General features: G+C 45.6%; 28 protein-coding genes. 9 read left to right on the plus strand and 19 right to left on the minus strand.

Features of this window, described 5'->3' with window-relative positions; genetic code table 11:
* Nucleotides 1-68 precede the first annotated feature (68 nt).
* Nucleotides 69-731, minus strand: coding sequence for a C40 family peptidase (locus DHBDCA_RS10410; RefSeq protein WP_015044157.1), 663 nt, complete (start codon nt 729-731; stop codon nt 69-71).
* Nucleotides 732-1085: 354 nt separating this feature from the next.
* Here DHBDCA_RS10410 and DHBDCA_RS10415 point away from each other — a divergent pair, with 354 nt between their 5' ends.
* A complete protein-coding gene (locus DHBDCA_RS10415) occupies nt 1086-1310 on the plus strand; it encodes an alpha/beta-type small acid-soluble spore protein (RefSeq protein WP_015044158.1) in 225 nt (74 codons plus the stop codon).
* Nucleotides 1311-1356: 46 nt separating this feature from the next.
* On the opposite strand, the gene DHBDCA_RS10420 is transcribed toward DHBDCA_RS10415, so the two are convergent.
* The gene (locus DHBDCA_RS10420) at nt 1357-2310 is read right to left on the minus strand and encodes an NAD(P)H-dependent flavin oxidoreductase (RefSeq protein ID WP_015044159.1); all 954 of its coding nucleotides are present in this window, start codon (nt 2308-2310) and stop codon (nt 1357-1359) included.
* A 312-nt stretch (nt 2311-2622) separates the two neighbouring features.
* Here DHBDCA_RS10420 and DHBDCA_RS10425 point away from each other — a divergent pair, with 312 nt between their 5' ends.
* The 3 genes from DHBDCA_RS10425 to ligD (DHBDCA_RS10435) all read left to right on the plus strand — a co-directional run bounded on the left by DHBDCA_RS10425 (nt 2623) and on the right by ligD (DHBDCA_RS10435) (nt 5448).
* Nucleotides 2623-3429 carry a non-homologous end joining protein Ku gene (locus DHBDCA_RS10425; RefSeq protein ID WP_015044160.1) on the plus strand — a complete coding sequence of 269 codons (807 nt, stop codon included), beginning with the start codon at nt 2623-2625 and terminating at the stop codon, nt 3427-3429.
* Nucleotides 3430-3592: 163 nt separating this feature from the next.
* Nucleotides 3593-4534, plus strand: a complete 942-nt coding sequence (gene ligD / locus DHBDCA_RS10430) for a non-homologous end-joining DNA ligase (protein ID WP_015044161.1) — start codon at nt 3593-3595, stop codon at nt 4532-4534.
* Nucleotides 4531-5448 carry a non-homologous end-joining DNA ligase gene (gene ligD / locus DHBDCA_RS10435; RefSeq protein WP_015044162.1) on the plus strand — a complete coding sequence of 306 codons (918 nt, stop codon included), beginning with the start codon at nt 4531-4533 and terminating at the stop codon, nt 5446-5448. Before ligD (DHBDCA_RS10430) ends, ligD (DHBDCA_RS10435) begins: the two co-directional genes overlap by 4 nt.
* A 65-nt stretch (nt 5449-5513) precedes the next feature.
* Here ligD (DHBDCA_RS10435) and DHBDCA_RS10440 read toward each other — a convergent pair whose 3' ends face one another.
* The 6 genes from DHBDCA_RS10440 to DHBDCA_RS10465 form a co-directional block, all read right to left on the minus strand.
* Nucleotides 5514-7100, minus strand: a complete 1587-nt coding sequence (locus DHBDCA_RS10440) for a peptide chain release factor 3 (RefSeq protein ID WP_015044163.1) — start codon at nt 7098-7100, stop codon at nt 5514-5516.
* A 36-nt stretch (nt 7101-7136) separates the two neighbouring features.
* Nucleotides 7137-9356, minus strand: a complete 2220-nt coding sequence (locus DHBDCA_RS10445; RefSeq protein WP_015044164.1) for a heavy metal translocating P-type ATPase — start codon at nt 9354-9356, stop codon at nt 7137-7139.
* A gap of 23 nt (nt 9357-9379) precedes the next feature.
* On the minus strand, nt 9380-9745 hold the full coding sequence (locus DHBDCA_RS10450; RefSeq protein WP_015044165.1) for an ArsR/SmtB family transcription factor: 366 nt from the start codon (nt 9743-9745) through the stop codon (nt 9380-9382).
* A 202-nt stretch (nt 9746-9947) separates the two neighbouring features.
* Entirely contained in the window at nt 9948-10520 is a 573-nt protein-coding gene (locus DHBDCA_RS10455; protein WP_015044166.1) for a cytochrome b/b6 domain-containing protein, read from the minus strand.
* Entirely contained in the window at nt 10517-11920 is a 1404-nt protein-coding gene (locus tag DHBDCA_RS10460) for a nickel-dependent hydrogenase large subunit (protein WP_015044167.1), read from the minus strand. Before DHBDCA_RS10460 ends, DHBDCA_RS10455 begins: the two co-directional genes overlap by 4 nt.
* A 57-nt stretch (nt 11921-11977) precedes the next feature.
* A complete protein-coding gene (locus DHBDCA_RS10465; protein WP_015044168.1) occupies nt 11978-12985 on the minus strand; it encodes a hydrogenase small subunit in 1008 nt (335 codons plus the stop codon).
* A 184-nt stretch (nt 12986-13169) separates the two neighbouring features.
* Between DHBDCA_RS10465 and DHBDCA_RS10470 the strand changes: the two genes are divergently transcribed.
* On the plus strand, nt 13170-14120 hold the full coding sequence (locus DHBDCA_RS10470) for a M15 family metallopeptidase (protein WP_015044169.1): 951 nt from the start codon (nt 13170-13172) through the stop codon (nt 14118-14120).
* 207 nt (nt 14121-14327) lie between these two features.
* Nucleotides 14328-14681: a YraN family protein gene (locus DHBDCA_RS10475; protein ID WP_015044170.1), complete on the plus strand. Its 354-nt coding sequence runs from the start codon at nt 14328-14330 to the stop codon at nt 14679-14681.
* A gap of 297 nt (nt 14682-14978) precedes the next feature.
* Here the strand turns inward: DHBDCA_RS10475 and DHBDCA_RS10480 are convergent, their stop codons facing one another.
* The 4 genes from DHBDCA_RS10480 to DHBDCA_RS10495 all read right to left on the minus strand — a co-directional run bounded on the left by DHBDCA_RS10480 (nt 14979) and on the right by DHBDCA_RS10495 (nt 18677).
* Nucleotides 14979-15191 carry a 4Fe-4S dicluster domain-containing protein gene (locus DHBDCA_RS10480; RefSeq protein ID WP_021315576.1) on the minus strand — a complete coding sequence of 71 codons (213 nt, stop codon included), beginning with the start codon at nt 15189-15191 and terminating at the stop codon, nt 14979-14981.
* 1 nt (nt 15192) lies between these two features.
* Entirely contained in the window at nt 15193-17085 is a 1893-nt protein-coding gene (locus tag DHBDCA_RS10485) for an FAD-binding protein (RefSeq protein WP_343205463.1), read from the minus strand.
* A gap of 20 nt (nt 17086-17105) precedes the next feature.
* Nucleotides 17106-17588 carry a hypothetical protein gene (locus DHBDCA_RS10490; protein WP_015044172.1) on the minus strand — a complete coding sequence of 161 codons (483 nt, stop codon included), beginning with the start codon at nt 17586-17588 and terminating at the stop codon, nt 17106-17108.
* Nucleotides 17589-17984: 396 nt separating this feature from the next.
* Nucleotides 17985-18677, minus strand: coding sequence for a Crp/Fnr family transcriptional regulator (locus tag DHBDCA_RS10495; protein ID WP_015044174.1), 693 nt, complete (start codon nt 18675-18677; stop codon nt 17985-17987).
* Nucleotides 18678-18853: 176 nt separating this feature from the next.
* Here DHBDCA_RS10495 and DHBDCA_RS15470 point away from each other — a divergent pair, with 176 nt between their 5' ends.
* From DHBDCA_RS15470 to DHBDCA_RS15905, 3 genes are all read left to right on the plus strand, one after another.
* Nucleotides 18854-19009: a hypothetical protein gene (locus DHBDCA_RS15470; protein WP_015044175.1), complete on the plus strand. Its 156-nt coding sequence runs from the start codon at nt 18854-18856 to the stop codon at nt 19007-19009.
* A 171-nt stretch (nt 19010-19180) separates the two neighbouring features.
* A complete protein-coding gene (locus DHBDCA_RS10500) occupies nt 19181-20704 on the plus strand; it encodes a YifB family Mg chelatase-like AAA ATPase (protein WP_015044176.1) in 1524 nt (507 codons plus the stop codon).
* A gap of 123 nt (nt 20705-20827) precedes the next feature.
* Nucleotides 20828-20983 carry a LysM peptidoglycan-binding domain-containing protein gene (locus tag DHBDCA_RS15905; protein ID WP_256364967.1) on the plus strand — a complete coding sequence of 52 codons (156 nt, stop codon included), beginning with the start codon at nt 20828-20830 and terminating at the stop codon, nt 20981-20983.
* Between the two features lie 155 nt (nt 20984-21138).
* Here DHBDCA_RS15905 and DHBDCA_RS10505 read toward each other — a convergent pair whose 3' ends face one another.
* From DHBDCA_RS10505 to rimM, 7 genes are all read right to left on the minus strand, one after another.
* The gene (locus DHBDCA_RS10505; RefSeq protein WP_015044178.1) at nt 21139-21786 is read right to left on the minus strand and encodes a ribonuclease HII; all 648 of its coding nucleotides are present in this window, start codon (nt 21784-21786) and stop codon (nt 21139-21141) included.
* Between the two features lie 78 nt (nt 21787-21864).
* Nucleotides 21865-22686 (minus strand): ribosome biogenesis GTPase YlqF, encoded by an 822-nt coding sequence (gene ylqF / locus DHBDCA_RS10510; RefSeq protein ID WP_015044179.1) that lies wholly within the window; start codon nt 22684-22686, stop codon nt 21865-21867.
* Nucleotides 22687-22798: 112 nt separating this feature from the next.
* Complete coding sequence (gene rplS / locus DHBDCA_RS10515; protein ID WP_015044180.1) at nt 22799-23140, minus strand: 50S ribosomal protein L19; 342 nt, start codon at nt 23138-23140, stop codon at nt 22799-22801.
* Between the two features lie 406 nt (nt 23141-23546).
* Nucleotides 23547-24542, minus strand: a complete 996-nt coding sequence (locus DHBDCA_RS10520) for an NAD(P)/FAD-dependent oxidoreductase (RefSeq protein ID WP_015044181.1) — start codon at nt 24540-24542, stop codon at nt 23547-23549.
* A 74-nt stretch (nt 24543-24616) separates the two neighbouring features.
* Complete coding sequence (locus DHBDCA_RS10525) at nt 24617-25177, minus strand: RNA methyltransferase (RefSeq protein ID WP_015044182.1); 561 nt, start codon at nt 25175-25177, stop codon at nt 24617-24619.
* Nucleotides 25178-25399: 222 nt separating this feature from the next.
* Nucleotides 25400-26203 carry a tRNA (guanosine(37)-N1)-methyltransferase TrmD gene (gene trmD / locus DHBDCA_RS10530; RefSeq protein WP_015044183.1) on the minus strand — a complete coding sequence of 268 codons (804 nt, stop codon included), beginning with the start codon at nt 26201-26203 and terminating at the stop codon, nt 25400-25402.
* Between the two features lie 18 nt (nt 26204-26221).
* On the minus strand, nt 26222-26731 hold the full coding sequence (gene rimM, locus DHBDCA_RS10535; RefSeq protein WP_015044184.1) for a ribosome maturation factor RimM: 510 nt from the start codon (nt 26729-26731) through the stop codon (nt 26222-26224).
* Between the last annotated feature and the right edge of the window lie 54 nt (nt 26732-26785).

Consider the following 26785-nt stretch of genomic DNA (forward strand, 5'->3'; position numbering starts at 1 on the left):
TTTATTGATTCTTCTGTCAAGAATCCGTCTTTTAAATCAACATACTTGGCAGATGACTGTCCTCATTGTCACGCAATCACTCTTCTGCTGCCCCGGTAATGCTCCGCCCAGTAACGTTCATCCAGTGAAGAAATCTGAACGCAATGCTTGGCCGCTGAAATAAACTTGTTATCACCGAGATAGATTCCAACATGACTTGCTCCGGCTCCGTTGGTATGAAAAAAGATCAGATCACCAGGTTCTAATCTTGTTTTGGGTATTCCTACCCCCTCTCTGAATTGTTCATACGATGTCCTTGGGAGCTGGATCCCATTTTCAAGAAATACTCTTTGAACAAGCGCTGAACAGTCGACACCGGATCTAGACCGGCCACCCCATTTATAGGCAGTTCCTTCCCAGGTTAGTACTGAAGCTACAATACCGGTCTGAATTTCTGCTTTTTCTTTGCTTGCTTCTATCAGGGAAAGGGTACTGACATTTACACAAGAAAAGCTGCTCTCGCCAGCTTTTTCCTCCATGATTCTAATATTGTTGGTCTGCACAGGGCTTTCGTCAACCATTTTAGCAGGAGCTGCCGTAACTTTAGGACGCGAGGAGGCGATTTCCTGTAGGGCATAAGGACTAGAGGGGACTACAGCAGTTCCGGCCAGTAGAAGTGCTGTTAGGCCAATCACCTGTTTTGGAACGAGGGTGGGCTGATTGGATTCTGTCAAAGGGAGCGCAACTTGCATGATTCGAAACTCCTTTCTAAATAAAATCCAGACAGTCTATATCATTTTTTTATGCAGTAAGGAGATGGATTATGCTTTTTATCCGGCCAGGCAAAGAAAAAGGTTGTCTGCATTCATATCATTTTTGAATATTTGTTGTATTTTTTTCCCTTTGTTTTATTTCCTTCTGTAATTCTACCTCATAAAAAGATTTGTCATTTTTTTGCCTGAATAGCAAAACATTTCATCGTATTTGTGCTGTAGAATTGAACAAACTAAAATAAGAAAAATATAAAGAGGTGATTTAGTTTGGGGAGAAAATCAAATTCTGATTTGAATCAACTAAAATATGAAGTTTCCAAGGAGTTGGGTATCATGAACAGCGGACCGCAGGAATATGCGCAGTATCTGGACAACGCCAAATATGAAGTAGCCAATGAATTGGGCATCCAGTTAAACAAGGGATATAACGGAGACATCACATCAAGGGATGCTGGCCGGATTGGCGGTCAAATTGGCGGAAAAATCGGCGGAAATATGGTTAAAAAGATGATTGCATTTGCTGAAAGTAACATGACGAACAACGGTGGAAAACTCTAGTACTGATCAAGAGGATGGTTTCGTTTCCATCCTCTTTTTTTAATGATCACATTTCCTCAATTTCCTCATATTCTTTAACCAAATCACTGATTATTTTCGCTGCAGGTAGGATTTCAGTTATCTTTTCAATGTATTGTCCTGAAAAAATCAGTCCCTGATCCAAATTACCCTGTTGGGCATTGATTAAGGCCTCCTTTATGCAAAAAGTTGCTGTGCATTTTTTCAGACAGCCTTCACATATTTGTGGGGATTTTACTTTCCCCAAAAGGATTTCATCTGTAAATTTATTTCGGATTGCTCTCCCGGGCAGCCCGACGGGACTTTGAATGATGACAATATCTTCTTCCGTTGCTCTCAGATAAGCTTCTTTGAGGGCCGGCGCTCCGTTCGCCTCTTCACTGGCAGCAAAACGGATCCCCATTTGCACACCGTCAGCACCAAGGCTAAACGCCTCCTGTAAATCTCCCGTATCCACAATGCCTCCTGCCGCAATGACCGGGATAGAAATAGCCGCCTTGATCTCAGGAACAAGAATTCTCATAGACTGATCTGTTCCGAGATGTCCTCCGGCTTCTTTCCCTTCTACTACGACCGCTGCCGCTCCCAGGCTTTCAGAAATCCTGGCAAGCTTGGCCGTCGATACAATCGGGACTAAAGGAGTTTTTGCCTCAGCGCACCAGCGAAAAATGTCCCTGGAAAAACCGGCTCCCTGAATAATCAGGTCAATGCCTTCTTCCAGCGCAGTACAGACAAGCTCCTTGAAACGCGTTGCTGCAAACATAATATTTATTCCGATGATTCCTTTGGATTTCTCCCTGGCCTTTCTGATTTCGTCTTTTAATTCAGTTTCATCCAAAGCCGTCGCAGCAATAATTCCTATTCCACCGGCGTTGGCCACAGCCGCAGCCAGCCGAAAAGTGGAAATTCTAATAGCCATCCCGCCCTGGATGATCGGGTACTTCGGGATCAGACCTCCTACTCTTAACACAGGTAACTTCAAAATACAGCCCTCCAATAATTTCTTCAACAAATTTCTGCGTAATTTTTTGCAAACATTAATTCTTTCTAACGGTTCCCTTTATTAATTAATTTTTTAAAACTATTTTGATATTCAAAGTAATTTTCCCTTTGATTCTACCTCTTTTTGAGCCACTATTCAAGTTCCCCTGTTCGTCATTCCTGTATACCTTGTTGTCATTACTCAGCGGCTTTACACGCTCTTTCTGTCTATTCCACCAACGCCAGGCTTTTTCATATTTTTACCGCGTAATGTTCATACTACATATATCTGAAAAATGGAGGGCTGAACAGGATGCATACAATGTGGAAAGGCTCCATAAGCTTTGGTTTGGTCAATATTCCCATAAAAATGTTTGCTGCTACGGAAGAAAAGGATATCCATTTCAGATACATCCATAAAGAGTGCAATACGCCTCTTAAGTATCAAAAGCATTGTCCGACATGTAACAAAGAAGTAAAAGAAGAAGAAATCGTCCGCGGGTACGAATATGAAACCGGTCATTTTATTGTTATCAATGAGACAGATCTTATCGCCTTAAAATCTGAAGTGGAAGAGAAGTCAATTGAAATCCTTGATTTTATTAATCTTGCAGAAATTGATCCGATTTATTACGACAAATCCTATTACCTGGCACCGCAGGATACCGGCGGCAAAGCCTATCATCTTCTGCGACAGTCCATGAATGATACCGGCAAAATTGCCCTGGCTAAAATGACTATCCGCAATAAACAGACGCTGGCTGCCTTAAGGGTTTACAATAAGGTCCTGGTCCTGGAAACGATTTTCTATCCGGATGAAATAAGACCCGTCAGCGAGGTACCGGGAATCAGCGAGCAGCAGGGTGTCAACGAAAAAGAGCTTGATATCGCGACCCAGCTGATTACCAACTTAACTGCACCATTCGAGCCGGAAAAATACAAGGATAATTACCGGGAAGCACTGAGAGAGCTGATCAACAAAAAGATTGAAGGCAGGGAAATAGAAATCGCACCTGAAGCGCCCCACCGTAATGTCATTGACTTGATGGAAGCCCTTCAGGCCAGTTTAAAAGAAACCAAAAAGCCCTCCCGAAGCAAAACAGAGACGACTGCAAGCTAGTAACATGTCGTCTGGACGCCACAATTCCAGCGTTAAGCGAAGCCGGATGCGGAGCGCGGCTGTTTATGCCATGGAGGGCATAATCAGCCGCAAGCGGATTTGTGGCGTCCAGACCAACCCCAGAATATAGATGACATCAAACTTAATGTGTCTGGAGATTAGCATGAAACTGCTGGAAGTAATGGACCCTGTCCTGTCATCTGAAATCAGGGCAGGTAATGAGTGGATCCACCAGATTAAATGGGACGGTATCAGAGGGATATCCTATATTGAAGACGGCAGAGTCCGGATCTACACCAAAAGTGGCAGGGAGCGAACTTCTTTCTATCCTGAAATCCAGATAGCTCCAAAACTGCTGAACGGCCATCAGGCCGTACTGGATGGCGAACTGGTTGTTTTCAATACCGAGAACAGACCATCCTTTCATCTGATCATGAATCGGGAACGCCTCAGAAACAGTTCTAATCTGCCAGTCTATCAGCAAAAATACCCGGTCTGCTACATCTTGTTTGATCTTTTGTTCCTTAATGGCACAGACTTGCGTAGCCGGCCTCTAGAAGAGAGACAAGATCTTCTTCGGGCCAAGGTGTCATCTTCTTCCGACATCACGGTTACCGATGATTTTACGGACGGTTCAGCTCTGTTTAAGCTAATGAAAGAAAGAAATTACGAGGGAATCGTTAGCAAGAGAAAGAACAGCCGTTACCAGGCTGGCAAAAAACATAATGACTGGTTCAAAACCAAAATCAGCAAAAAAATCCTGGCCATTGTCGGCGGATTATCCTGGAAAGAGCAATTTCCAAACTCACTACTGCTTGGTATCTTCCAGGGAGGCCAGTACCTCTACATCGGGAATGCGAGTCTTGGACTGTCCCAGAAAGACTTCCAGCTTCTCAAGGCTTACGCTTCGGATTATACCCAGGAAAGCAGCCCGTTCGACAACCTTAAAAAAATGAAGGATACGACCTGGCTCAAACCGGTCTTGACCTGCTGGGTAAGTTTCCTGGAATGGACAGACAGCAGGAGTCTCCGCCACCCTAAGATTCTTGGTTTTAGCAAAGATCCTGCCTCTGAAGCCCAAGGAAAGGAAACCATCATGGAATGAACCTGGAATTCGACGGCAAAACGCTCAATATAACCAACCCTGAAAAATTATTATGGCCTGACCTTGGTATCCGCAAGCTTGATTATTTGAAAATCCTGCTGGAATTAGCCCCGTACCTTCTGCCTCACGTCCAAGACCGTCTACTGACGACGATCCGTTATCCTGATGGTTTCCAGGGCAAGTCCTTCTTCCAGAAAAATATCCCTGATTATGCCCCTGGGTGGATTCCGACGATCGAATGGCGGGATAATCAGTATATCATTTTAGAATCAGAAGCAATCCTCATTTGGCTCGGAAACCAGGCGTGTCTGGAATTCCACATTCCATTTAACCCATATGACAGGGATCAGTATCCTTCTGCACTGGTTTTCGATCTGGACCCTTCCGAAGGTCAGACCTTTGAGGATGTCACGGAAGCGGCCCTGCTGATTTTTGAAGAGCTTAAAGCGCTTCAGATTACAAGCTATATCAAAACTTCCGGGGCAAGCGGACTTCAGATCCATATTCCGACAGGCGGGAAGTATGATTACAATACTGCCAGAAAAATCAACGAATTTTTTGCGGTTTATTTCAGCCAGAAATACCCTCGGCAAATTACCCTGGAGCGCAGTGTCGCCAAAAGAGGCCATAAGCTCTATTTTGACTATCTGCAGATGTGGCAGGGCAAAACCATCATCAGTCCATATTCACCAAGAGCAACAGCCTACGCCTCCGTTGCCGCTCCGCTGGAATGGCAAGAGCTGCGGCACGGGGTCAAACCCCAGGATTTTAATCTGCTGAATATCAGCGGCAGGCTGAAGGATAAAGGGGATCTTTTCGCTCCGCTGCTTAATAAAAAAAATGGACAAGACAGGAAGAATAGCCAGGATCTCGATTTTATCCTTGAACGGATTGTGGCCCACAGACAACCCTAGCAAATGATTTTAATATAATTTAATGAATTTTAATTTAATCCGGTGAATAATTTGAAAGTAACGTTTTAGTCGTTGGAGGATGTATGGAACGTGATTTCCGGATACTTATCCTTCAACCTGTCCAGGTAGTATTCATCTTCAAGAAGAACGACCAGCTGGTCATCCTGATCTTTGACGCACAGATTACGGAGTCCGCGCAAATTGGCCGGATCAACAGGTTTGTCGCTTCTGACCCAGCGGGCCATATGATGCAGAAGATGATGAAGCTGAATTCTTGTTCCATATTCATTTTCGAGGCGGTATTCCAGGACTTCAAACTGAAGCTTTCCCACAACTCCGACAATCAGTCCCTCCGGCCCATCCATAAAGGTCCGGAAGACCTGCACTGTCCCTTCTTCAGTCAGCTGCTTGATGCCTTTCTGGAACTGTTTGTATTTGGAAAAGTCCAGATTGATGATCTTGGCAAAATACTCCGGTGCAAACTGCGGTAGCTTTTCGAATTCAAAGGTTCCTTCCTCACTCAGGGTATCGCCGATCCGAAAAATGCCCGGATCAAACAAACCCACCACATCTCCGGGATAAGCCTCTTCCAGGATATCGCGTTCCTGTGCCAAGAACTGCTGTGGTTGTGGAAGCTTGATCTTCTTGCCGCTTCGGACATGATTAGCTGCCATTCCGCGTTCGAACCTGCCCGAACAGACCCGCATAAACGCAATCCGGTCCCTGTGGGCCGGGTTCATATTGGCCTGAATCTTAAAAATGAAACCTGAAAATTGAGGATCGGTTGGCTGAATGTAGCCAACCGAACTTTTTTGTGGTCTTGGCTCAGGTGCCATTTCCAGGAACTGCTCCAGAAAAGTTTGGACACCAATACTGCTCAGCGCACTGCCGAAGAAGACCGGAGACAGCATCCCCTGCTGAATCATTTCCTCGTCAAACGCATCCCCCGCAATATCCAATAGTTCCAAGTCTTCGCAGAGCTTATCATATAAGGCAGGTTCAAGACAGTCTTTGAGAGCGGGATCTTCAAGTCCGCGTTCACCCACATCAATCCGTTTCCGCTCGCCGTCCCGGTAAAGCTCCAGACATTGATGCCGCCGGTCGTAGATTGCACTGAAATCTTTTCCCATTCCGACCGGCCAATTCAAAGGAACCGTATTAATGCCTAAAACATCCTCAATCTCTTGAAGAACATCCAGCGGGTCTTTGCCAAAACGGTCCAGCTTATTAATAAACGTAAAAATCGGTATGCCTCTCATCCGGCAGACTTTAAACAGCTTGATGGTCTGGGCTTCGACGCCTTTGACCAGATCGATTAGCATGACGGCGCTGTCGGCTGCCATCAGCGTGCGATAGGTGTCTTCACTAAAATCTTCGTGCCCGGGTGTATCTAAAATATTGATATGAATTCCATTGTATGAAAACTGCATGGCGCTCGAAGTTACGGAAATGCCACGTTCTTTTTCAATCTGCATCCAGTCGGAAGTTGCATACTTGGCTGCTTTTCTTCCTTTTACCGTACCAGCCAGCCGGATAGCCCCGCCAAAAAACAGCAGTTTTTCTGTTAAGGTCGTTTTCCCCGCATCCGGGTGAGAAATAATTGCAAATGTCCTTCTGGGTTTAATCTGATCCTGGTTCGTCGTCTTTTCCATCAAGTTCCCTTTCCTTTTTTACGTGCGTGTTTTTGCCTATATTACTATATCATATTCCTTGACTTTTTTCTTCTTTAACACCCGCATTGCATTCAGGATCGCAATCACAGCCACGCCTACATCGGCAAATACAGCTTCCCACATTGTCGCGGCACCTATCGCTCCAAGGATGAGGACACCTGTCTTTATCCCGAGCGCAAAACCAATATTTTGCCAGACAATTCCTTTAGTTTTCCGGGCAATCCGGATTGCCTCGAGCAGTTTGGCAGGTTCGTCCGTCATCAGGACAATATCCGCGGCCTCAATAGCTGCATCCGATCCGAGTCCGCCCATGGCAACCCCGATATCGGCCCTGGCCAGGACCGGCGCATCATTGACCCCATCTCCGACAAAAACGAGTTTACTGCCGTTTTCCTTCTGCTCCTCCAGTTCTTCCAGAACAGCAACCTTTTGATCGGGAAGCAATTCAGCGTAAACTCGGTCAAACCCCAACTGCTGTCCGACCTGTTCACTGATCGCCTTCGTGTCTCCGGTCAGCATAACCAACTTCTTAACCCCTGCCTGTCTCAAGCCCCGCAAAGCTTCCTGAACATCTTTTTTGACTCTGTCCGTAATCAGGATATAGCCGGCATATTGACGGTCAATCGCGATATAGGCAATCGTTCCAGCCTCGGGTATTTGAGTCAGGGAGACTCCTTCCTCAGTCAGGAGCCTGGCGCTGCCGGCAATGATTTCTTTTCCCTGATATACTGTTTTTACGCCATAGCCTGGTATTTCTTGATACTGATGGATATCTTTCTGATCAATGCCCTTGGTATTCAGTTTTTTCGTATAATCTTCGGTGTATCGTTTCAAAATCGAAGCCGCAATTGGATGACCTGAGAAATATTCAGCTGCAGCAGCATATTCCAGCAAAGTATCTTCATCAAACCCCTGAACAGCTTGTATTCCGGTAACTTCAAATACACCTTCAGTCAGCGTACCTGTTTTATCGAAGACAACCGTACGCACTTGATTCAGGCCTTCCAGGTAGTTGCTTCCCTTGATCAAGATGCCGTTTCGGGAAGCGCCTCCGATACCCCCAAAAAAGCTTAACGGGATGGAGATCACCAGTGCACAGGGACATGACACCACTAGAAAGACCAAAGCCCGGTTCAGCCATTCGCTGAACGTGGCCCCTTCAATAAACAGCGGGGGTATAAAAGCTAAAAGTGCAGCTCCGAGAACAATAACCGGTGTATAGACACGCGCAAATGTTGTCATAAAATTTTCTGTCTTAGCTTTTTTAGAGGCGGCCTTTTCCACCAAATCCAGAATCCGTGCAACCGTGCTCTGCTCATAGACCTTCGTAACTTTCACGGTCAAAACCCCGGTCTTATTGATAAAACCAGCCAGAATACTGCTGCCGGCTTCGACCTCCCTCGGGATAAATTCTCCGGTGAGCGCCGAGGTATCCAAAACAGACCTGCCCGCAAGCACTGTGCCATCGAGGGGAACTTTCTCTCCCGGTTTGATCAGAATCAGCTGGCCTTCCCTGACTTCCTCCGGCGGTACTTTGCTTATGGAATCGTCCTTCATTAAATTCGCATAGTCCGGACGAATATCCATCAGTTCACTGATCGAGCGGCGGGAACGGTTCACAGCACTGTCCTGGAAGAATTCACCGACCCGGTAGAACAGCATCACAGCTACAGCCTCAGGATATTCCTGAATAGCCAGCGCCCCAACTGTAGCAATAAACATCAAAAAATTTTCATCAAGAAACTTGCCGCGGATAATATTTTGGAGTGCTGCCCAGATAATCTTGCCGCCAATCAACAAATAGCTGACCAGAAACAGTACGATTTCAATGGCAGGTTTCAATTTCAGCAGAAACGCAGCCGTAAAAATGACTGCTCCAATGACAAAGCAAACCAGCTCGGCATTAACTTTCTGTTTTTTTTGTTCTTTTCGTTCTTTTCGTTTTTCTTGTTCCGTGGTTTTCTCTTCTTTACTGGCTGCACCAATATCTTTGGACCGGATCCCAATAATTCTTATCCCGGCTTCAATCTGGGAAGCAATTTTTTCAATTTTGAGGGCAATATCTGTGATCTTTTCAGAATCATTTACCTCTAGATAGAGTTTACTGCCGGCAAAATCAATATTTGCAGTTTTTATGCCATCAAGCTTCCTTACTTCCTGTTCGATTTTAGCCGAGCAGTTTGCACAGCCAAGACCGGCAAGCAGGATGACTGTTTCCTGACTTTTTGTATCCATATCTTTTTTCTCCTCACGCATCCTTATCCTTCTTTGACATGGAGCATCCCCTGGTTGAAAATGCCTTTGATATGCTCGTCATCCAGCGCATAGAATACAATCTTTCCTTCTTTTCTGTTCTTTACCAGCCTGCATTGCTTAAGAACTCGCAGCTGATGGGAAATTGCCGACTGGGTCATATTCAGCAGAAAGGCCAGGTCGCAGACACACATTTCCGCTTCGGAAAGTGCCCAGAGTATTTTTATCCTTGTCGTATCACCAAATACTTTAAACAACTCGGCGAGATCGTATAGATTTTCTTCCTGCGGCATCGCTTCTTTGACCTTACTGACAATTTTTTCATGAATAACCAGACAGTCACACCGTAAATTCTCCACTTTTCCCTCCATCAAAACAAACCGCTCCTTTATATTTACTCTAATCAATTGAATACTTGAATAACTGTTCATGTATTATATTATTACGTAATTCTTTTATGGTCAATTCATTTTTTTAATTATTTTTTTATTTATTTTTCTTATGCTATTTTCTTTATTATTATTTTTAGCTTTTCTGCCTTTGATTCAAACTCTACGCTCTTTGAATTGGAATCTACGCATAGCCTGTAAATATCGATTTAAGTTTTTTAAGGCTATTCGTCAGAGTAAAATAAAGATGGACGGATACGGATGAGACCATCATTAATGCCGCCAGATAATGCAGCCAGCGTACAGGGTTTAATCCTCCTGCTGTTTTAACCGCTCTCTGCAGGGGCTTGAAGTAGAGGGCCATCCCGGTAATAATTTGGACCGGGATCAATCCTGCCAGTGAGGTAATCAATATTTTCTGACCTGGATTGTATTTGGGATACTCCTTCTTTTTTTCGGATAGAAAAAACTCGTATTTTAAGAATTTGGGCATTGCCTTTAAGGTCTTGCGGTTTGGAATGATCTCTTTATAGTTTTTGTCTTTCATCCCGTAGCAAATTCGTGCCACGTACGAATTTAACAGTAAAAACTGGGCGACGGCATGTGTTTTCCGGGCTGAATCCATTCGTTTGAAACCAAAAGCGCGCGATGGGCTGTGAATGTAAAGCCCGCTGAGAATTAAAGCTAATACGGCCGGCGCATAAACCCAGTGAAGCAATCTGGCTGTTCCTGAATGACGTTGCTTTTTCCAGTTCATATCATGATCTCCCTGACCGGTGTTCCCGTGGTTATTATATGTGCCGAACAGGAGGAACAAATGTCAAATGACCTGATCACCCGGCCGATTTCAATGGGCTGTTTTTCATCCGCAATCGGAATTCCGATCAGCGCTTCCTCGACCGGTCCTCTGCAATTCTGATTATCCCGAGGCGAAAAATTCCAGGCACTTGGTGTAATAATCTGGTATTGGGCAATCCTGCCGTTTTCAATCCGCAGCCAGTGTCCGAGCGGGCCGCGCATTGCTCCGGTGAGGCCAACGCCCTCGGCATTTTTTGGTACTTCAAAAGGTAAGAATATACATCCTTCCGGCTCAAGCTCATCGAGCCAGGATTCCATTAAGGCCCCTACTTTTTGGGCCTCGAGCGTCCTGGCGATCATCCGGTCCATCGTGGATGTGCCCTTTCGGTAATCTCCTTTGATCCAGAGCCTGGCCAGTGGTCCGCCTTCCAGCGGCACACCGGAATAACGGGGCGCCTTTATCCAAGAGTAGGCGTTTTCTTTTTCCCGTTCAGGAACTGTCCGGCCGTCAGATGGGTTTCGCGGTCCGGACTCTGCTGCATACCAGGACCTTGCTGTATGTTCTTTAATCAGCGACAGATCAAACTTCTGGATTTGGCCGTTCAGCACTGCTCCACCGGGAAAATATCTCTCCTGGTCTTGCTCTGTACATGGAAACAGTCCGTATTCAAGCATATTTGGGGCTCTTTGGCCAAGTTCAAAGTAATCACTGTAAGCGTCTGCAAGAATGTATACATCGGATACCATCTGATTCTGGATAAACTGATTTACTTTTTGGAGCTTCGACCGGAAATTCATGACCACATCGGCAGAAGGCGGAACTGTAGCCCCTCCAGCCAATATCCCATGAGGAAATGGGGCTTTTCCGCCTAGCAGGGCCACCATTTCGTGAGCCAGGCGGCTTATTTCCAGTGCTAAATACATATTTTGCACCATCGTATCGTTTTTCTTTTTTTCTAGCCGCTTATCTTTTGTATAACCTGGAACAAAGGGGGCTCTCTCTGGCAGGACCAAATAATCCACCAGGGAAAACAAATACAGATGACGGACATGATTCTGGAGAATATCTGCTCCAATGATCAGGTTTCGCAAAATGTTGGCATTGCGGGGCGGCTTGATCCCGGCAGCGTCTTCCAAGGCATAGGAGGCGGCCGCTCCATGCAGAGATGAGCAGATCCCGCAGATTCTCTCCGTGAGGTATGCAGCATCACGTGGATCTTTTCCTTGCAGTATCAGTTCGAATCCTCTGAAAAAAATTCCGCTGCAACGGGCATCTACCACCTTTTTGTCTTCAACTGTGACCTCTACGGCGCAGGAGTTGTTAGCCCTTGTAAGTGGCCCTATGACAATCTTTTTCATGAAGTCAGTCCTTTTCCTTTATTCGTGTCTTCATATAATTTTTTACCTGCCGTTTTCTTACTTATGACCCTTTTTAAGTCGAGGCCTGATTTTTAGCTTACTTCCGCCTGGAAGATCCTTTTTCAGTGTTTCCGCAAGTCTGCCGGTCAGGATACTTCCCATCAGATGAGCGCCAATACCAAGCGCGGTCACAACCCCTGTCAATAGGCCCACCCTATTTGCCGTTACTTTGATCCCAGGAAGCTTTATATCCGGTAAATGTTCAAAGAATGGAACGTCTCCATCAGGAAACTCCGGGCTGGCACAGCCGATGCAAGGGGTATTGGCTTTTACCGGCCAGCTTAGATGCTCCCCGTTCCACTGGCGGACAGGACAATCTGCATAGGTGACCGGCCCTTTACAGCCGATCTTATACATGCACCAGGGTTCTCCCGGCTTAGCGGCAAAGATGCTGTTGTCGAAATAATCCCGCCGCTGGCAAAGGTTATGGATTGTTTCGCCATAGAAAAGTTTGGGCCGGCTATAATCATCAAGTGCTGGCTCACCGTACTGAATTAAATGGTTTAAAGTGCCCATCATCCATTCGGGGTTAATTGGGCATCCAGGCACATTGATAACTTTTCTGTCCAGAACAGCCTGTAACGATACACATTTAGAAGGGTTCGGAGCCGCAGCATAGATCCCTCCGAACGCTGCGCAGGTACCGGCAGCAACCACGTAACGAGCTTCAGCACCCAGTTCCCGCACTGCCTGCAAAGCCGTCCAAGCCTTGCCGTTCCGATAACCGATCACAGAATACAGACCATTGGACCTCGTCGGGATGCTCCCTTCAACTACCAGGATATAGGCTGCTTTATGATTTTTCTGTAGATCATCAAGAACATTGATGGCATCACTGCCTTCGGACGCGCCCAAAAGATAATCAAAACGAAGCTCTGCAATGCTGCTGATCAACTCCTGGTAGCCCGGATCCTTGGCATTAAGAAGGGAAAGCATGTCGCCGGCACAGGTATTCGTCCCGAGCCAGATAATGAGAGGTTTTGCTGGAACATCTTCATTCACCATACCCTTACATCCCTTCTGCGGTCTTTCGTACCCTGTTATTTTATACTTCGCGATTTTTCAGTTCAAAGAATATTATTACCGCATGCTATTGCACTATACGGATTTACAGGTCTATCCTGTTCTGTTCAGGCATAAATAATTATGATTAGCCTTTCTCAAGGTTCCCCGGAAGGATGAACAAGCCATGAACTTTAAACAATTTATCTTAAGTCTGATTGTGATTGTCTTGTTAATTACAGGCTGCAAAATCATCTGGAATAGACATTTAATAACAGTAAACGCTGCTGCAGTGTCCCCAGTTTCCGATTGGGAATATGAGGCCGTAATGAAAAGGGATATTCTATGTCTGATGCTGGCCTATCCCGAAACCATTACCGGTGTGGATAAAGCATCCGAAAATGAGGTCTATGTCCTTTTAAAATCCAGGAAGAAAATCTTATATGATGACAAAAAAGAAAAAAACTCCTGGCAGAAATCGGGGAATCCCGACCTCCAGGATATGATGGATCAGCTCTACCCATTATCCAAGATTACGGAGATTTTACCTAATTACTACAACCCTGGCTGTGCAAGAGTTTATCCGCTTCTGAAAGAAGTATACGGAACGAGCAAGAAAGCAATCCTGTCCAATCTGACCAAAGTCAGCATTGGCTACAAGTATGTAGAGTTTAACGGTAACAATAAAGCTGCAGAATCTTTAAAAGCGGTCATGAAAGAATTGCTTCCGTTGTCCCGCCAAAGCCATAAGGTGTACGCTGCTTCTTTTCCGAGCAGCGGGGCTTTCAATTACCGGCTGATCGGCGGTACAAACAGGCTGAGTTCCCATGCCTACGGTATCGCAATCGATCTTAACAGTAATAAATACGATTATTGGCGCTGGTCCACCCGTGAAGAAGGTCAGAAAAGGCTTAATGCCTACCCCCAGGAGGTCTCTGCTATCTTTGAAAAATATGGTTTTATCTGGGGCGGCAAATGGGGAAATTTCGATATTATGCATTACGAATACCGTCCGGAAATCATTCTGAAAGCGCGTTATTTTTCCGAAAGACCCGTCTCGGGGATTCCATGGTATGACGGTTTGCAAAGCAACCAGGAAGCCTGGGAATATATCTGGCTAATTGAAGAAAACCTGTAGCTTTATATGCTTAGCGTTCAGTCAACCTGAATCGCGGACAACACTGAATCGGGAACATCCTGGCGGTATTTTTTCTTTCATGATACAATTATTTACAACAATACATTACTATTTCATTCCATTTTTGGTAATATTAATCATGTATACAAATTGATCTGTTACGTTGAATATGTACGGGATTTTTTACTCTTAGGAGGTCCTAAAACATTGAATAAAAGACAGTTGGGGCAGCGGGGCGAAGATATGGCTTTGGAACATATTAAGGAAGCCGGCTTGAACATTATCCAGCGCAATTATCGCTGTCCCAAGGGAGAAATCGACATTATCGCCAGGGATGGGAAAACAATTGTATTTATCGAAGTCAGACTGAGGAGTTCCAATAGCCGGGGATCCGCAGAAGAAAGCATCGGCCTCTGGAAAATCCAAAGGCTTAAAAGTATTGCCTCGTATTATCTTCTGGAACAACACTATCGTCAATGGCCGCAAATCAGGTTTGATGTTTTCGCCATTAACATGGCTGAAGGCGTCCCCGAATTCAATTGGATTCAAGGGGCACTATAGTTTCATTCTTGATTAATTTGAATGGGTCGGCTGTAATCGGTGAGCATCTATATAATAAAAAGTGATAAGGAGTACATTGGTAGTCGCCTCGTCAATTAATGTTAAATCTAGGCTTCGACCCTTCTGAGCCTTATGCTGATTCTGATCGCAGTGGTTTCATATTTGGACACTTAAAGCAAGACCTTTCGCCGACAGATATTTCTATCAGCAGAAAACCTTGCTTTAAGAGGGACACAAGTAATGCAGTTATATATATTCACGACTTCCTAAAAGAGCGTCAGAAAAGTGACCGAATAATTACCAGGGCAAATATTTCTTGTGATGCATCGGGTCGACGTAAATCGCAAGTGAGGGACAGTTAATCTCGCAGTTATAGCATGTTTGACAATCAACGATATAGGCGATATACGCCTTCTTCTTTGCCTCGTCGAAACGCAGGACATCCTTGGTGCAGACCTCAAAACATGTGCGACAGCCAGTACATTTTTGGACGTTGATTTCTTGGATCATGTCAGACCTCCTTCGGCGGCTTAATGGGATATTGATCAAATGGAACCGCTTCCAAAGCTATGACCGGCTGCCCGTCCGCTCCCTTGGTTAAGTTAATCCATTTTAGCCATTCCTTGTTATTGGTCTCGGGATAGTCTTCCCGGTAATGGCACTCTCGGGTCTCACGCCGCTCCAGGGAAGCCCGCAGGTACAATTCCGCGCATTCTACCATATTGTGTGTCTCATAGTATTTGATCAGCTCGTGGGTATCGGCGGCGGTCATGACGGGCAGGTCGGATTCCTTAATCGCAATGACTTTCTGCAGGGCATCCCGTAGTCTTGACTCGTTTTTCAAGATGGAGACATTGTAATCGAAGATGATTTCCTGTAGTTTAAAGAGAATCTCGTTGGGCGTTCTGCCGTCTGTCCTGCCCAAAGGCTTCAAGGCTGCCTTTCTTTCCGCTTCCGCATAATCCAGATCGAGCTTTACATCCGGAGCGTGTGAGATATAATCGGCCGCGGACATCGCCGACTTTTGGCCGGACCACATCGCCCGGGCGCTCTCAGCGCCTTTGATCATCCCAGGGTCTTGCGAAAGGGTGATGCCGGCAACATAAAGGCCGGGGATGGTAGTGCCGCAACCAATATCGGCTTTGACGGCGCCAATGATCCCGAACGAGCCGACGTAAAAAATCTCGGGCTTCTCCGTGACGTCGTGCCCAGTGTCATCCAGCCTGTACTCGTTTAATTTTTGCCATTCTGTATATATAAGCATGGATCGCCATATGCGCTGGCCCAACAGGGTGAAGGTGAACGTAGTCTGATCCATGCGGATAGGTCCCCGGCCCTCCCTGACCTCCTTGGCCATGGCCCGGGTGGTGATGCGGGCGGGGCCGCCTAAGCCGTCCTTAGGATTATAATCCCACATAAAGTCGCGGTTCTCCGAGTTGAGCAACCGGCAGCCGAAGGTGCCCTTCAGGCAGGCTCCTTCCTCTCCGTAAACACCCGGAACTGTCTCAAAAGACAGGAATTCCATATTAGTCATGGTCGCCCCGGCGTTATAAGCCAGCGCGTACCCATCTCCGGTCTGGATCTCCGTCACCGCGTACTGCCCGCGGAAACTGCACTGCCCTGTGGAAATAATCACGGCTTTGGCTTTGAACACCGCCGCTTTCCCGTTGACCCTGTGGACGCCCACCGCACCCGCGATCTTCCCATCCTGCTTTAATAGCCGGGTGATCATGGTCTTGGAAAAATAGCGGATTCCTTTTCTTTTCTGCATCTGGTCACGGAGCATCCCAGTCACCGCTTTGCCCGCAGTCAGACCGTTCCACACGGGATTACCATTTAGCGCGACATGCTTGAAGCCGTCGATACTCACGCGGGGCGCCACCATGGGAATCATATCTTTGTATTCGAGTCCCCAGGACTTAAGCTTTTCCATACGGGAATACGAAGTGGTCAGCTGGTCGTCCCACATATCCTGCCGGCTCAAATAATCGGAAATGGGCACAAGTTCCTTCATCCAGTCCATTTTATCTTCGCCCGGGTGCAGGAAGAACGTGCCTCCCCCAGTCATACTGGCGTTGCTGGAATTGCCGATCGATCCTTTGTCCACCACCGCGATGCTTTTCACACCCTGGTCGGCAGCGGTTATGGCCGCCCATAGTCCAGCAAAGCCAGTCCCGATAATCAGTAAATCAGTCTCTATGACCGCCCCGTCGGCCCACTCCTCCGACTGGATGTACTTTCCGACCGGACGGGGGGCGGGAACCTCGGTGCTCGCCAGGGCCTCCGTGGTATTCAGGTAAGCTGAAGTGGCCGCCGTCGCCGCGGCTGCCATCCCGGTCCGCTTAAGAAACTGGCGGCGCGTCATTTTATATTCTTTCACTATCACATCTCCCTTTCCCATCATGTTGAACGTTTCACTAATCCTTACAAAGCCACCTTCTCAGCGAGTACCGCGGCGGCGGGCTGTTTTAGGACATTCAATCCTAAAAACAGGCGGTGCGCCAGCCAAAAGATAATCCAAGCCACCTCGAAAAGTAACACCTGCCGGGCCCCGAGAACAATAGAAAAAAGACCGAAGAGTACCGCGAGGTCGTAGAGATAAAGAGATTTTGGGCGCAGGCGCAGGGAAAGAATCCCGTACACAAACATCAGAACCACCACGAATGCCAGCGCGCCGTTGTTGAAATCAAGCCGATCGCTTTGGAATGTGACCGCAGTCACCAGCATTTCCAGGAAATGAATGATTCCGACTTTGAGTAACATCCCGATTAGCAGCAGACCATGGATCAGGATTGCCAGGATAGATATGCCCTGAAACCATCGTTTGCCTGACCGGGAATGTTTGGGGCTGATCGTAAAAATTTTGAAGAAAATCATTTTGAAATATCCGCTGATTGTTTTCAACATTGTATAACACCTCCCTCGTATAATGTTTTTCAATGCTAAAATAGCACAACCTCCAATAAAAGGATAGGAGTTTCAGCTACTGGTGTAGCGGAGACTCCTATCCTTTTAGAACTAAGCAATTAGGAATTATTTTCTCATGATCTGGGAGGAGTTGGACAGGCTTTGAAAGATGCGGTGCCAAAAGAGTTCATCAGAAATTTTAAATTGAATAATACCATTCCAATCAGATCGTGGCTATCGGGGTAGATGTGTTTTTCGCGCAAAATAATGTGATTACTTCCTATGGCGATGTGCTGGATGAGTTTTATTATTTGAAAAAAGGCCGGAGCATCGCCACCCAATGCTCCCAGAGAGGAGATAAACTGGTTAGGAAAAGATAACAAAGAAGGGATACTTTCAAGAACTGAATAATAACCCTGCTTGATAGTCTTCTAGTCTCTGAATATCTCTTATATAGTAGTACCCATTAGTAAAATCAATTAGCTTCATTCTTTTCAATTTTTGAATAACCCTTACGGTGGTGACTCGGTTTATACCAAGCAAATTGCTCATAAACTGTTGGGTAATATTAGTATCCAATTTAACCTTTGCGTCTTCTTCTAAGCCGTAATTTTCAGCTATGACGATAAGAAGATTGCAGATCCTCCATTCCGTATTATAATGGAGCAGTTCATCTGTCAGGTACATCTGGGTTAATAATTTTTTGGTAAGCGACTGTAGAATCGACAGGGTTACACTCAAATCTGATGCTAATAAATTGATGAGGTCACTATGCTTTATTGATATTAAATGAGAGTCCTTTGTTGTCTTAAAGTAATAAGGGATAGGCACTTGAAAAAGGAAACAAGTTTCCCAAAATATACTACCTTCATCAAGAATCGCTACGATCCGTTCATTTCCCTTTGTGGAGTATTCGTAAGCGTGTAAGCTGCCTTTACAGACATAATATAATTCATTTGGCAGATCGCCGGGAGAGGCTATTATTGTATTCTTAGCAATATGTAGTACTCTCCCTTTATTAATTAATGCCTGAGGAATATTATCGCGTTTGAATATAAACGAGAAATCTTCGCTGCTTAACCGCTCCATAAAATGACCACCTTCCCCATAGTAGTTAATCTATAAGCTAATTATCTAATATTTATTATACTTCTTCAATGCGGATACAGATGTAGCTTTAACTACTTTTATAGCGAAAACACCTATTCCATTATTTTGAAGTATGTTAATTTTTAGACCAAGCTATAAGGGGAGGATATGCGTACATGGAGCTAAATAATGAAAACGACAAAGGTCCGAAAGAAATTCGAAATCGGCATAAAAAATATAGAAGTAAAAAGGCTGAAGATAAATCCCGTTTTTTGCAATTAAGGTTGGAAAACGGGATTTGTCTTATTATTCAGAAATGGGGTTCTGATTAGGACGCTCAAAACTGAAGTTATCTTTTCATTTAAGGTTAACTTTTAGGTTTTCTTTCCGTTTCTGTCTAATTCCATAAAGCTCCCTAAAATTCAACTATATTATTCTATTAATGTAAATTTATAGAAGGATATTTGCTGTCAGAAGCGAATTTTGTTTTCGAGGTGAAAAAAATGTTTGCTTCTGTCAGTGGAATGTCTATCGACAGTCTCTCAGCCCAGCCGGTCAGCGTCGAAGTGGATATTGCCAATGGTCTTCCCTGTCTGGAAATTGTAGGTCTTGCGGCCACTGCTGTGAAAGAGGCCAGGGACAGAGTCCGATCAGCGTTGAAAAACTCAGGCTTTGATTTCCCTTTGAAAAGAATTACAGTGAATCTTGCTCCTGCAGACCTGCGCAAAGAAGGCTCCGGTCTGGATTTACCGATCGCTTTGGGTATATTGGCTGCCATGGAAGAACTGAATAACTCCGTACTGAACCGCTATGTTTTTGCCGGCGAGCTTTCCCTGGAAGGTCTTTTACGTCCGATACCGGGTGTTCTGACCATGGCGCTGGCTTTAAAAAGCGAGCCAGAAAAACAAGCTCTGATTATACCGCCTGCGAATCTAGCCGAAGCGAGGCTTGTAACCGAAATAAAAAGTGCAAGCGTGATCAGTCTTGCTGAGTTAGTGGGAATTTTGAACGGAGAAGATAATTTTTCCGTTATTCCTTTCCCGCCCTCTGCTGAAATCCTTGAAAAGGTATCTGTGGACTGGTCGGATATTCACGGGCAGATGCAGGTCAAACGCGGACTGGAAATTGCCGCCTGTGGCGGGCACAACCTGTTTATGATTGGTCCGCCTGGCTCTGGGAAAACGCTGCTGGCCAGAGCATTTGCCGGGATCCTGCCTCCGCTCACGGTTGAGGAGAGTCTTGATGTGACTCAGCTTCACAGCCTGACTGGTATTATCCGGGGAAATGGACAGCTGATTACGCAAAGGCCTTTCCGCAGCCCTCACCATACGGCTACAGTTGCCGGAATCATCGGCGGGGGACAGAAAATTAAGCCCGGGGAACTCGCCTTGGCCAATCATGGTGTTCTCTTTCTAGATGAACTGCCTGAGTTTTCCCGGGAAGTCCTCGAAGCACTCCGTCAGCCGCTCGAGGACCGGAAACTGACGTTAATCCGTCTGAGAGGCAGAATCGAGTTTCCGACACGCATTTGTGTCATCGCTTCGATGAATCCGTGTCCGTGCGGCTATTTTGGGGAGAATGGCCGGGAATGTTCCTGCACGCCCCTGCAGGTTAGCCACTACCGTGGGAGGGTTTCCGGACCCTTGCTGGACCGCTTTGATCTTCAGCTTGAAGTGCCCCGTTTGAGCTATGGGGAGTTAAAGCATGGGGACAACCGGGAAACCTCTGAGATTGTCCGTAACCGGGTGATCAGAACCAGAGAAATTCAGTACAAAAGATTGAATGAGAGCAGGACAAACTCAGAAATGACCGGACGCGAAACAAAAGTGCTGTGCCAATTGGACAGCGCCGGTGAATCCCTCCTGCAAAAAGTTTTTGATAAAAACCTCTTCAGTGCCCGGGCCCACGACCGTATCCTGCGGGTAGCCAGAACGATCGCCGATATGGCCGGATCTGATAATATACAGGCACAACATCTGGCCGAATCATTGCAGTACAGGGTATTGGACAGGACGAAGACGAATTAATTAATCAAATAAGTACAGTCAAATTATAAATTTATAAATATGATGAACAAAAAATAATCCATATGTACATACACGAACAATCCGGGTCATTCCATAATATGGATATGTAATTTGGTTAAAGGAGTGATCCGTTTGCATCATCAGGTTCACAAGGGAGACAATTTATCGAAGATTGCACGCCAGCACGGCGTGACTGTCATCATCTTATTAAATTTGAACCCCCATTTAAGAAAGCGCAGACATCGTATTTATGTTGGTGAAAGAATCAGAGTAAAATAGTTGGAAATATTGGATACGTCATTGGATAAAAATCAAAAAGGAATAGCCGCGTACAATGCAGCTATTCCTTATCTGTTACTGAAATAAATTCTATTGTAATCCTTAAGTCTCAAATCTTCTTTATGTACACTGTATGACGCTCCCAATCTCAGATATTACCCGAGTTTATACTGCGTCCCGGCGATCATTTCTTTGATCGGTGAGAAGCTCTGCCGGTGGATTGGGCAAGGACCAAAGTGATTTATTACCTCCATGTGCAGCTTGGTTCCATAACCCTTGTGTTGATCAAAATGATATTCCGGATAAATCCGATGCATCTCATCCATCAGCTCATCCCTGGTAACCTTGGCCAGGATTGAAGCTGCGGCAATACTCGCACTAAGACCGTCTCCACCAATAATGGCTTTCTGAGCCGTATCCATATTCAGCATGTCCCTGCCGTCGATAATGATGTAGTCAGGGTTGGGTTTCAGGTTTTCCAGGGCTCTTGTCATCGCCAGCTTTGTGGCTCTTAATATGTTCAGCAGGTCAATTTCCTCGGATGTCGCACTTCCCAGCGCAAAAGCTACAGCCTGCCTTTTAATTTTTCCCGCTAATTCTCTTCTTTTCTTTTCCGAACATTTTTTAGAGTCATTCAGACCAGGCAGGTCAAACCCCCTTGGGAGGATGCAGGCAGCGGCAATAACAGGCCCGGCAAGCGGGCCTCTCCCTGCTTCATCTACACCGGCAATCCGTGAATATCCTTCAGCGAACAAACCTTTTTCTATCTCCAGGAGTTTCTCTATTCTTTCGATTTCATTCATTCCTTCATCTCCCCAGCTGAATAAAATGTGGCACATACTCCAGAGACCAGTCTCCGTAATGTATAGAAGCGTCAATTTTTAATCCATAGTCACTTTGGCGATTTTACCGCTGCGGAACTCACGAAGAAAGATCTGGGCGGCTTTGAAGGTATCGATCCTGCCACCGCTAACCAAACAGCCTCTTTTACGGCCAATTCCTTCAAGATCGGTGTCTGTTTCTTCAAGCTTGTAAAAGCTTTGCAGTTCCTGAGGATAGTTCTGTTTAAGCCAAGCGAGAAGCCACTGGGCAAGTTCTTCCTGGTCGAATACCTCATCTCTTACCGCACCGGTCACAGCGAGTTTCCTGCCTACTTCAGGATCATCAAATTTGGGCCAAAGCATACCCGGAGTATCAAGCAGCTCGACTTTATCATGTATCCTGATCCACTGGTTGCCGCGCGTAACACCTGGTTTGTTGCCCGTCTTGGCTTGTGAACCGCCGGTCAGCTGATTAATCAGCGTAGACTTGCCAATATTGGGTATACCAACTACCATGACGCGAATAGGTCTTCCCCGCACTCCCCTGGCGGCCAGCCGTTCTCTTTTATCCGTCATCAGTTCCTCGAGCAGCGGGACAATTTTTTTGACGCCGATGCTGGTCATGGAGCTGATCGCTAAAACAGGTCCTTCCTTGCCAAGTTTCACAAGCCACTGGTCGATCCTCTTTTTGTCAGCAAGGTCCGATTTGTTCAACAAAAGCAAGCGGAGCTTGTTTCCAAGCAGCTGCTTCAGCAGGGGATTCCTGCTGCTCAGTGGCAAACGAGCGTCTCCCAGTTCCATGACAATATCAACCCAAGCCAGTTGTTCTTCGAGCTTTCTTTTCGCTCTGGTCATATGACCAGGATACCATTGAATGTTCATAATCCTCCATAGAAATTCACCGCTCCTTGCCGTCCATGGCATCGCGGTATTAGTCCCTCCATGGACGTCAAAAGAGCTGAATTTCTCCAGCTCTTTCCTATCTTCTCTGTTTTTAGCGGCGTTCTCTGATTCTGGCCGATTTGCCGTAACGGTCACGCAGATAGTAAAGTTTCGCTCTGCGGACAATACCTTTACGTACAACTTCAATCTTGTCAATACGTGGAGAATGAAGGGGGAATGTTCTTTCTACACCTACTCCGTTGGAAACTCGGCGCACGGTGAAAGTCTCCCTTAAGCCATCGCCCTTCCTTTTAATCACAAGCCCTTCAAAGACCTGAATACGCTCACGAGTACCCTCGATAATACGTACATGTACTTTGACTGTATCTCCAGGACGGAATGAAGGAATATTATCTTTAAGCTGCTGCTCTTCAATCATACGAATATAATCCATAATAAATTACCCCCTTCCTTGCCTAGATGTTCTTAACTTCTTACATCAAGCCAGAGGACCATCCGTTTTTTACACTGTATCATATTACCACACACACCAAAAATGCGCAATATACTATATCTTTTTTACTAAATCTCTAGTTAATTTCTTCAAGTTTTCGATACAGCGTTGATTCACGTTGGTTCCCTTTAAATTTTTGCATTCTTCATACCTGCTTTCATTTCTGTTCGTTTTTCTAATCTTCTGTAATTCTGGATTATATAAAACGGCGAAACCAGTATTTTTCAAATCCAAGTTTTGTGAGATAGGCTGTCCGTGTTGGTTTCCATAGAGAGATCGATGGGCTTGGTTTTTTATAATACTGAACCGATGAATATCGGGCTCGACCGAACCCGGTATTCATGATTCAGGTACCCTTTCCTTTATAGGTATATTCCGGCTTTGCCCCCCTGGACAGAAGATAGATATTTCTTGCTACAACATCTGCCTGGTAATGCGCAAATGAACCGGCTTTCGGTGCGTAGGCCCCAATTACCGGAAGCTTTACCGCTGCAGCATCACCAATGGCATAGATTGTCGGGTGATTTGTTTCCAAAGTGTGAAGGTCTACTTCAACAAATCCACTGCTATCCACCAAATTCGACTTTCGCAATACCTCCGGAGTCCAGTGAGGCGCAATACCCAACAAAAGATCCGCAGCAATCTTCGTGCCATGATCCAGGATTAAAGTTTTTTCCTCAATCCTGAGCACTTTCGCTTCTGTGATCAATTCTATCCCTTTTTCAGCAAGCATTTTTCTTACGCTTTGCCCAACCTTGGGCTTGGCTAATGGCTCCGGGGAGTAATCTGGCGTCACCAAGGTAAGCTCAATTTTATTCCGAATTCCCCTTTTCCGAAAAAACTGGTCCAAAAGAAACATTATTTCATAAGGAGCAGGTGGACATTTATATGGCAAGCTAGATATAAAAAATACAATTCGTCCAGAGGAGAAATTGTTCAATTGCTGATTTATCTTTCTCACACCATCAAAATCATAAGCATTTAAAGCATATTCTTTGAATCCGGGTACGGTTTCAGTGTGATACTCCACTCCCAAAGAAATAATCAAATAGTCAAAAGGCAAGACTCCCTGATTTGTTGAGACCTGATGTCCGGTTACATCGATTTTCTGTACTTCCTGATGCAAAACATGGATATTCTTCTTTTTTAAATTGGTTAACTTCCTTGTTATATCCGTTGGTTCTCGCTGACCGATCATCAGAAGTGGATAAGAGGCTGCAAAGTAATGATTCACTTCCCGGTCTACGACCGTTACCTGCATGGAATCTCCCGCCGCATTTTTAAGAATATTGGAGGCAACAATACCGCCGATTCCCCCACCCAGAATTAAAGTGTTTTTCATAATCTCACCCCAGCACTATTTTCCCCAAAGAAAAACACTTTATTCTAGTGCCTTGTCAATCCGAAAGATCGCGATTAATGGCCTCTGAGCCTATCCAAAATAATTGCAGCAGCTGACCGGACAGACAGATGATTATAGTCTCCAAAACCATAAACTGGCTTCAGAATATAGTCTGCTTTTTCCATTTCTTCCTTTATAATACCCCAACCTGTTCCGAAAAGCAGCAGGAAGTCCTCATCAGTTTCCTCAAGCTTCCGGCGCAGTTCGGAATATTCAATCGTATTCAGATACAGTCTCGCATCCGTTGCAACCGTGAATAATTTCTTGCCGGGATTCTTGATTTTGATTTCCTGGACAACTTCTTCCAGCGTCGAAGCAAGCTGCACTTTCTCAAAAGCTTCATATCTATTAGGATTATATTCAGCGCCATACCCTTCCCGCCAAAAGCCCATGATTCGCCGGGCAAGATCCTGCTGAGCCGGACCGGGATGAACAACATAATAGGTATTCACCCCATATGTAGTTGAGCTTCGGGCAATATCGTGCAAATCGAGGTTGGTTATTGACGTTACGACCTGCTCCATATTTTTGTTGTAGACAGGTGCGTGAATAAGGGCTACATATAATTCTCCCATTATTTCCTCCAGATCTTATTAAATTGTAAAGCAATACCCTAAATAAGTGGCTATATAGCAAGCAGACCTGTCCAAAAAACTTATAATTAGTCTGATTGCCACAGTTCCGCGACAAGCGGAGCATGGAGTGCGCAGCGCGGATTTTTGTGCCACGGAGGGCACAATAGCCGATAGCGGTATTGTGGCAAGCAGACCTGCCACAATAGGTCTTTGGTCTTTATACTACTCGCTCTTAATTCGTCGTCTCCGTTTCGGAGCAGGCTTTAAATGTTCCCATCTCTCGCGGTAAACCTTAATCTCCGGATGCTCAAGCGCAAGTTCCTCTAAAAGCGGATAATCTGTTTGCTGAAACTCTATCTGCGGGATTAAATCACTTCTTTTCAGGAGAGTCCTTTTCAGAGACTCTTTTCTACGCCAGCGCTCAATGTTGGCGTGGTGTCCTGAAAGCAGAACCTCGGGCACCTGCATTCCTTCAAAGTCGGGAGGACGTGTATACTGAGGATACTCGAGCAGACCTTGACTGTGGGAATCATCCTCCTGCGAAACACTGTTCCCGAGAACCCCCGGTAAGAGCCTTGCCACCGAATCAATCATCACCATCGCAGCAAGTTCTCCTCCCGTTAAAACATAATCTCCGATGGACATCTCCTCATCGGCCAGGACGCGTATTCTCTCGTCAAATCCTTCATAATGGCCGCACAAAAAAACTAACTCATCATATCCAGCCAGTCTCAAAGCTTCCCGCTGCTCAAATTTTTTTCCCTGAGGCGAGAGCAAAATAATTCGGCGGCTTCCTGCAGGCTCCGGCAAATTCCGGACAGCCTTGAACAGAGGCTCCGGCTTTAGAACCATTCCCGAACCCCCGCCATACGGGATATCATCCACATTTTTATGTTTGCTCTCGGCATAATCGCGGAAATTAACAAGCGCTATCTCAAGCAGGCCCGCTTCCTGAGCCCTTTTCAGAATGCTTTCTTTTAATGGCGCAAACATTTCCGGAAAAATCGTCAGTACAATAAACTTCATACGCAGCCTCTCTTTATGCTAAGACTCATCATCGAGTAGTCCCGGAGGCAAAATGACATCCATTCTTTTCGCGGGGACATCCACCTTTTTGACGACGTTTTTCAAGGCCGGAACACAGAATTCAGTTTTTTCGCCGCGGACAATATAGATATCGTTCGAACCAGTTTCCTGAACTCTTATCAAAGTCCCCAGCAGAATATCATTCTCGTAAACCTGCATTCCCTCAAGCTCAAAGTAATACCAGCGGTCTTGCAGCGGAGGAATTTCCGATCGATCTAGTCTGACCTCAAATCCACGGATCTTTTCAGCATCCTCCCTGGTAGCAATGCCTTCCAAAGTCAAGAACACAATACCTTTCGGATCAATCCTTACCCCCTGGACATGAATTTTTTTTTCAGTCTTTCCATCAGATAGATAAATTTCTTTCAGATCCCTGAACCGCTCCGTATTATCCGTAATCGGGTATACCTTGATCTCTCCTTTGATACCCTGCGGTTTCAGGACCTCTCCAATTAATATACTTTCCAAGGCGTTACGCCCTTTCCTTTAAAGAATTCCCGAAATCCATCATCCCATTTAAAG

Origin of the sequence: Dehalobacter sp. DCA (assembly GCF_000305775.1) — a bacterium.
Lineage (GTDB): Bacteria > Bacillota > Desulfitobacteriia > Desulfitobacteriales > Syntrophobotulaceae > Dehalobacter > Dehalobacter alkaniphilus.

Excerpts from the sequence above, each read along its gene's own strand:
- DHBDCA_RS10410 (WP_015044157.1), bottom strand. The coding sequence starts at position 731 with ATGCAAGTTGCGCTCCCTTTGACAGAATCCAATCAGCCCACCCTCGTT.
- DHBDCA_RS10415 (WP_015044158.1), top strand. The coding sequence starts at position 1,086 with ATGAACAGCGGACCGCAGGAATATGCGCAGTATCTGGACAACGCCAAA.
- DHBDCA_RS10425 (WP_015044160.1), top strand. The coding sequence starts at position 2,623 with ATGCATACAATGTGGAAAGGCTCCATAAGCTTTGGTTTGGTCAATATT.
- ligD (WP_015044161.1), top strand. The coding sequence starts at position 3,593 with ATGAAACTGCTGGAAGTAATGGACCCTGTCCTGTCATCTGAAATCAGG.
- ligD (WP_015044162.1), top strand. The coding sequence starts at position 4,531 with ATGAACCTGGAATTCGACGGCAAAACGCTCAATATAACCAACCCTGAA.
- DHBDCA_RS10440 (WP_015044163.1), bottom strand. The coding sequence starts at position 7,100 with ATGGAAAAGACGACGAACCAGGATCAGATTAAACCCAGAAGGACATTT.
- DHBDCA_RS10445 (WP_015044164.1), bottom strand. The coding sequence starts at position 9,356 with ATGGATACAAAAAGTCAGGAAACAGTCATCCTGCTTGCCGGTCTTGGC.
- DHBDCA_RS10450 (WP_015044165.1), bottom strand. The coding sequence starts at position 9,745 with ATGGAGGGAAAAGTGGAGAATTTACGGTGTGACTGTCTGGTTATTCAT.
- DHBDCA_RS10455 (WP_015044166.1), bottom strand. The coding sequence starts at position 10,520 with ATGAACTGGAAAAAGCAACGTCATTCAGGAACAGCCAGATTGCTTCAC.
- DHBDCA_RS10460 (WP_015044167.1), bottom strand. The coding sequence starts at position 11,920 with ATGAAAAAGATTGTCATAGGGCCACTTACAAGGGCTAACAACTCCTGC.
- DHBDCA_RS10465 (WP_015044168.1), bottom strand. The coding sequence starts at position 12,985 with ATGGTGAATGAAGATGTTCCAGCAAAACCTCTCATTATCTGGCTCGGG.
- DHBDCA_RS10470 (WP_015044169.1), top strand. The coding sequence starts at position 13,170 with ATGAACTTTAAACAATTTATCTTAAGTCTGATTGTGATTGTCTTGTTA.
- DHBDCA_RS10480 (WP_021315576.1), bottom strand. The coding sequence starts at position 15,191 with ATGATCCAAGAAATCAACGTCCAAAAATGTACTGGCTGTCGCACATGT.
- DHBDCA_RS10485 (WP_343205463.1), bottom strand. The coding sequence starts at position 17,085 with ATGATGGGAAAGGGAGATGTGATAGTGAAAGAATATAAAATGACGCGC.
- DHBDCA_RS10490 (WP_015044172.1), bottom strand. The coding sequence starts at position 17,588 with ATGTTGAAAACAATCAGCGGATATTTCAAAATGATTTTCTTCAAAATT.
- DHBDCA_RS10495 (WP_015044174.1), bottom strand. The coding sequence starts at position 18,677 with ATGGAGCGGTTAAGCAGCGAAGATTTCTCGTTTATATTCAAACGCGAT.
- DHBDCA_RS15470 (WP_015044175.1), top strand. The coding sequence starts at position 18,854 with ATGGAGCTAAATAATGAAAACGACAAAGGTCCGAAAGAAATTCGAAAT.
- DHBDCA_RS10500 (WP_015044176.1), top strand. The coding sequence starts at position 19,181 with ATGTTTGCTTCTGTCAGTGGAATGTCTATCGACAGTCTCTCAGCCCAG.
- DHBDCA_RS10505 (WP_015044178.1), bottom strand. The coding sequence starts at position 21,786 with ATGAATGAAATCGAAAGAATAGAGAAACTCCTGGAGATAGAAAAAGGT.
- ylqF (WP_015044179.1), bottom strand. The coding sequence starts at position 22,686 with ATGAACATTCAATGGTATCCTGGTCATATGACCAGAGCGAAAAGAAAG.
- rplS (WP_015044180.1), bottom strand. The coding sequence starts at position 23,140 with ATGGATTATATTCGTATGATTGAAGAGCAGCAGCTTAAAGATAATATT.
- DHBDCA_RS10520 (WP_015044181.1), bottom strand. The coding sequence starts at position 24,542 with ATGAAAAACACTTTAATTCTGGGTGGGGGAATCGGCGGTATTGTTGCC.
- DHBDCA_RS10525 (WP_015044182.1), bottom strand. The coding sequence starts at position 25,177 with ATGGGAGAATTATATGTAGCCCTTATTCACGCACCTGTCTACAACAAA.
- trmD (WP_015044183.1), bottom strand. The coding sequence starts at position 26,203 with ATGAAGTTTATTGTACTGACGATTTTTCCGGAAATGTTTGCGCCATTA.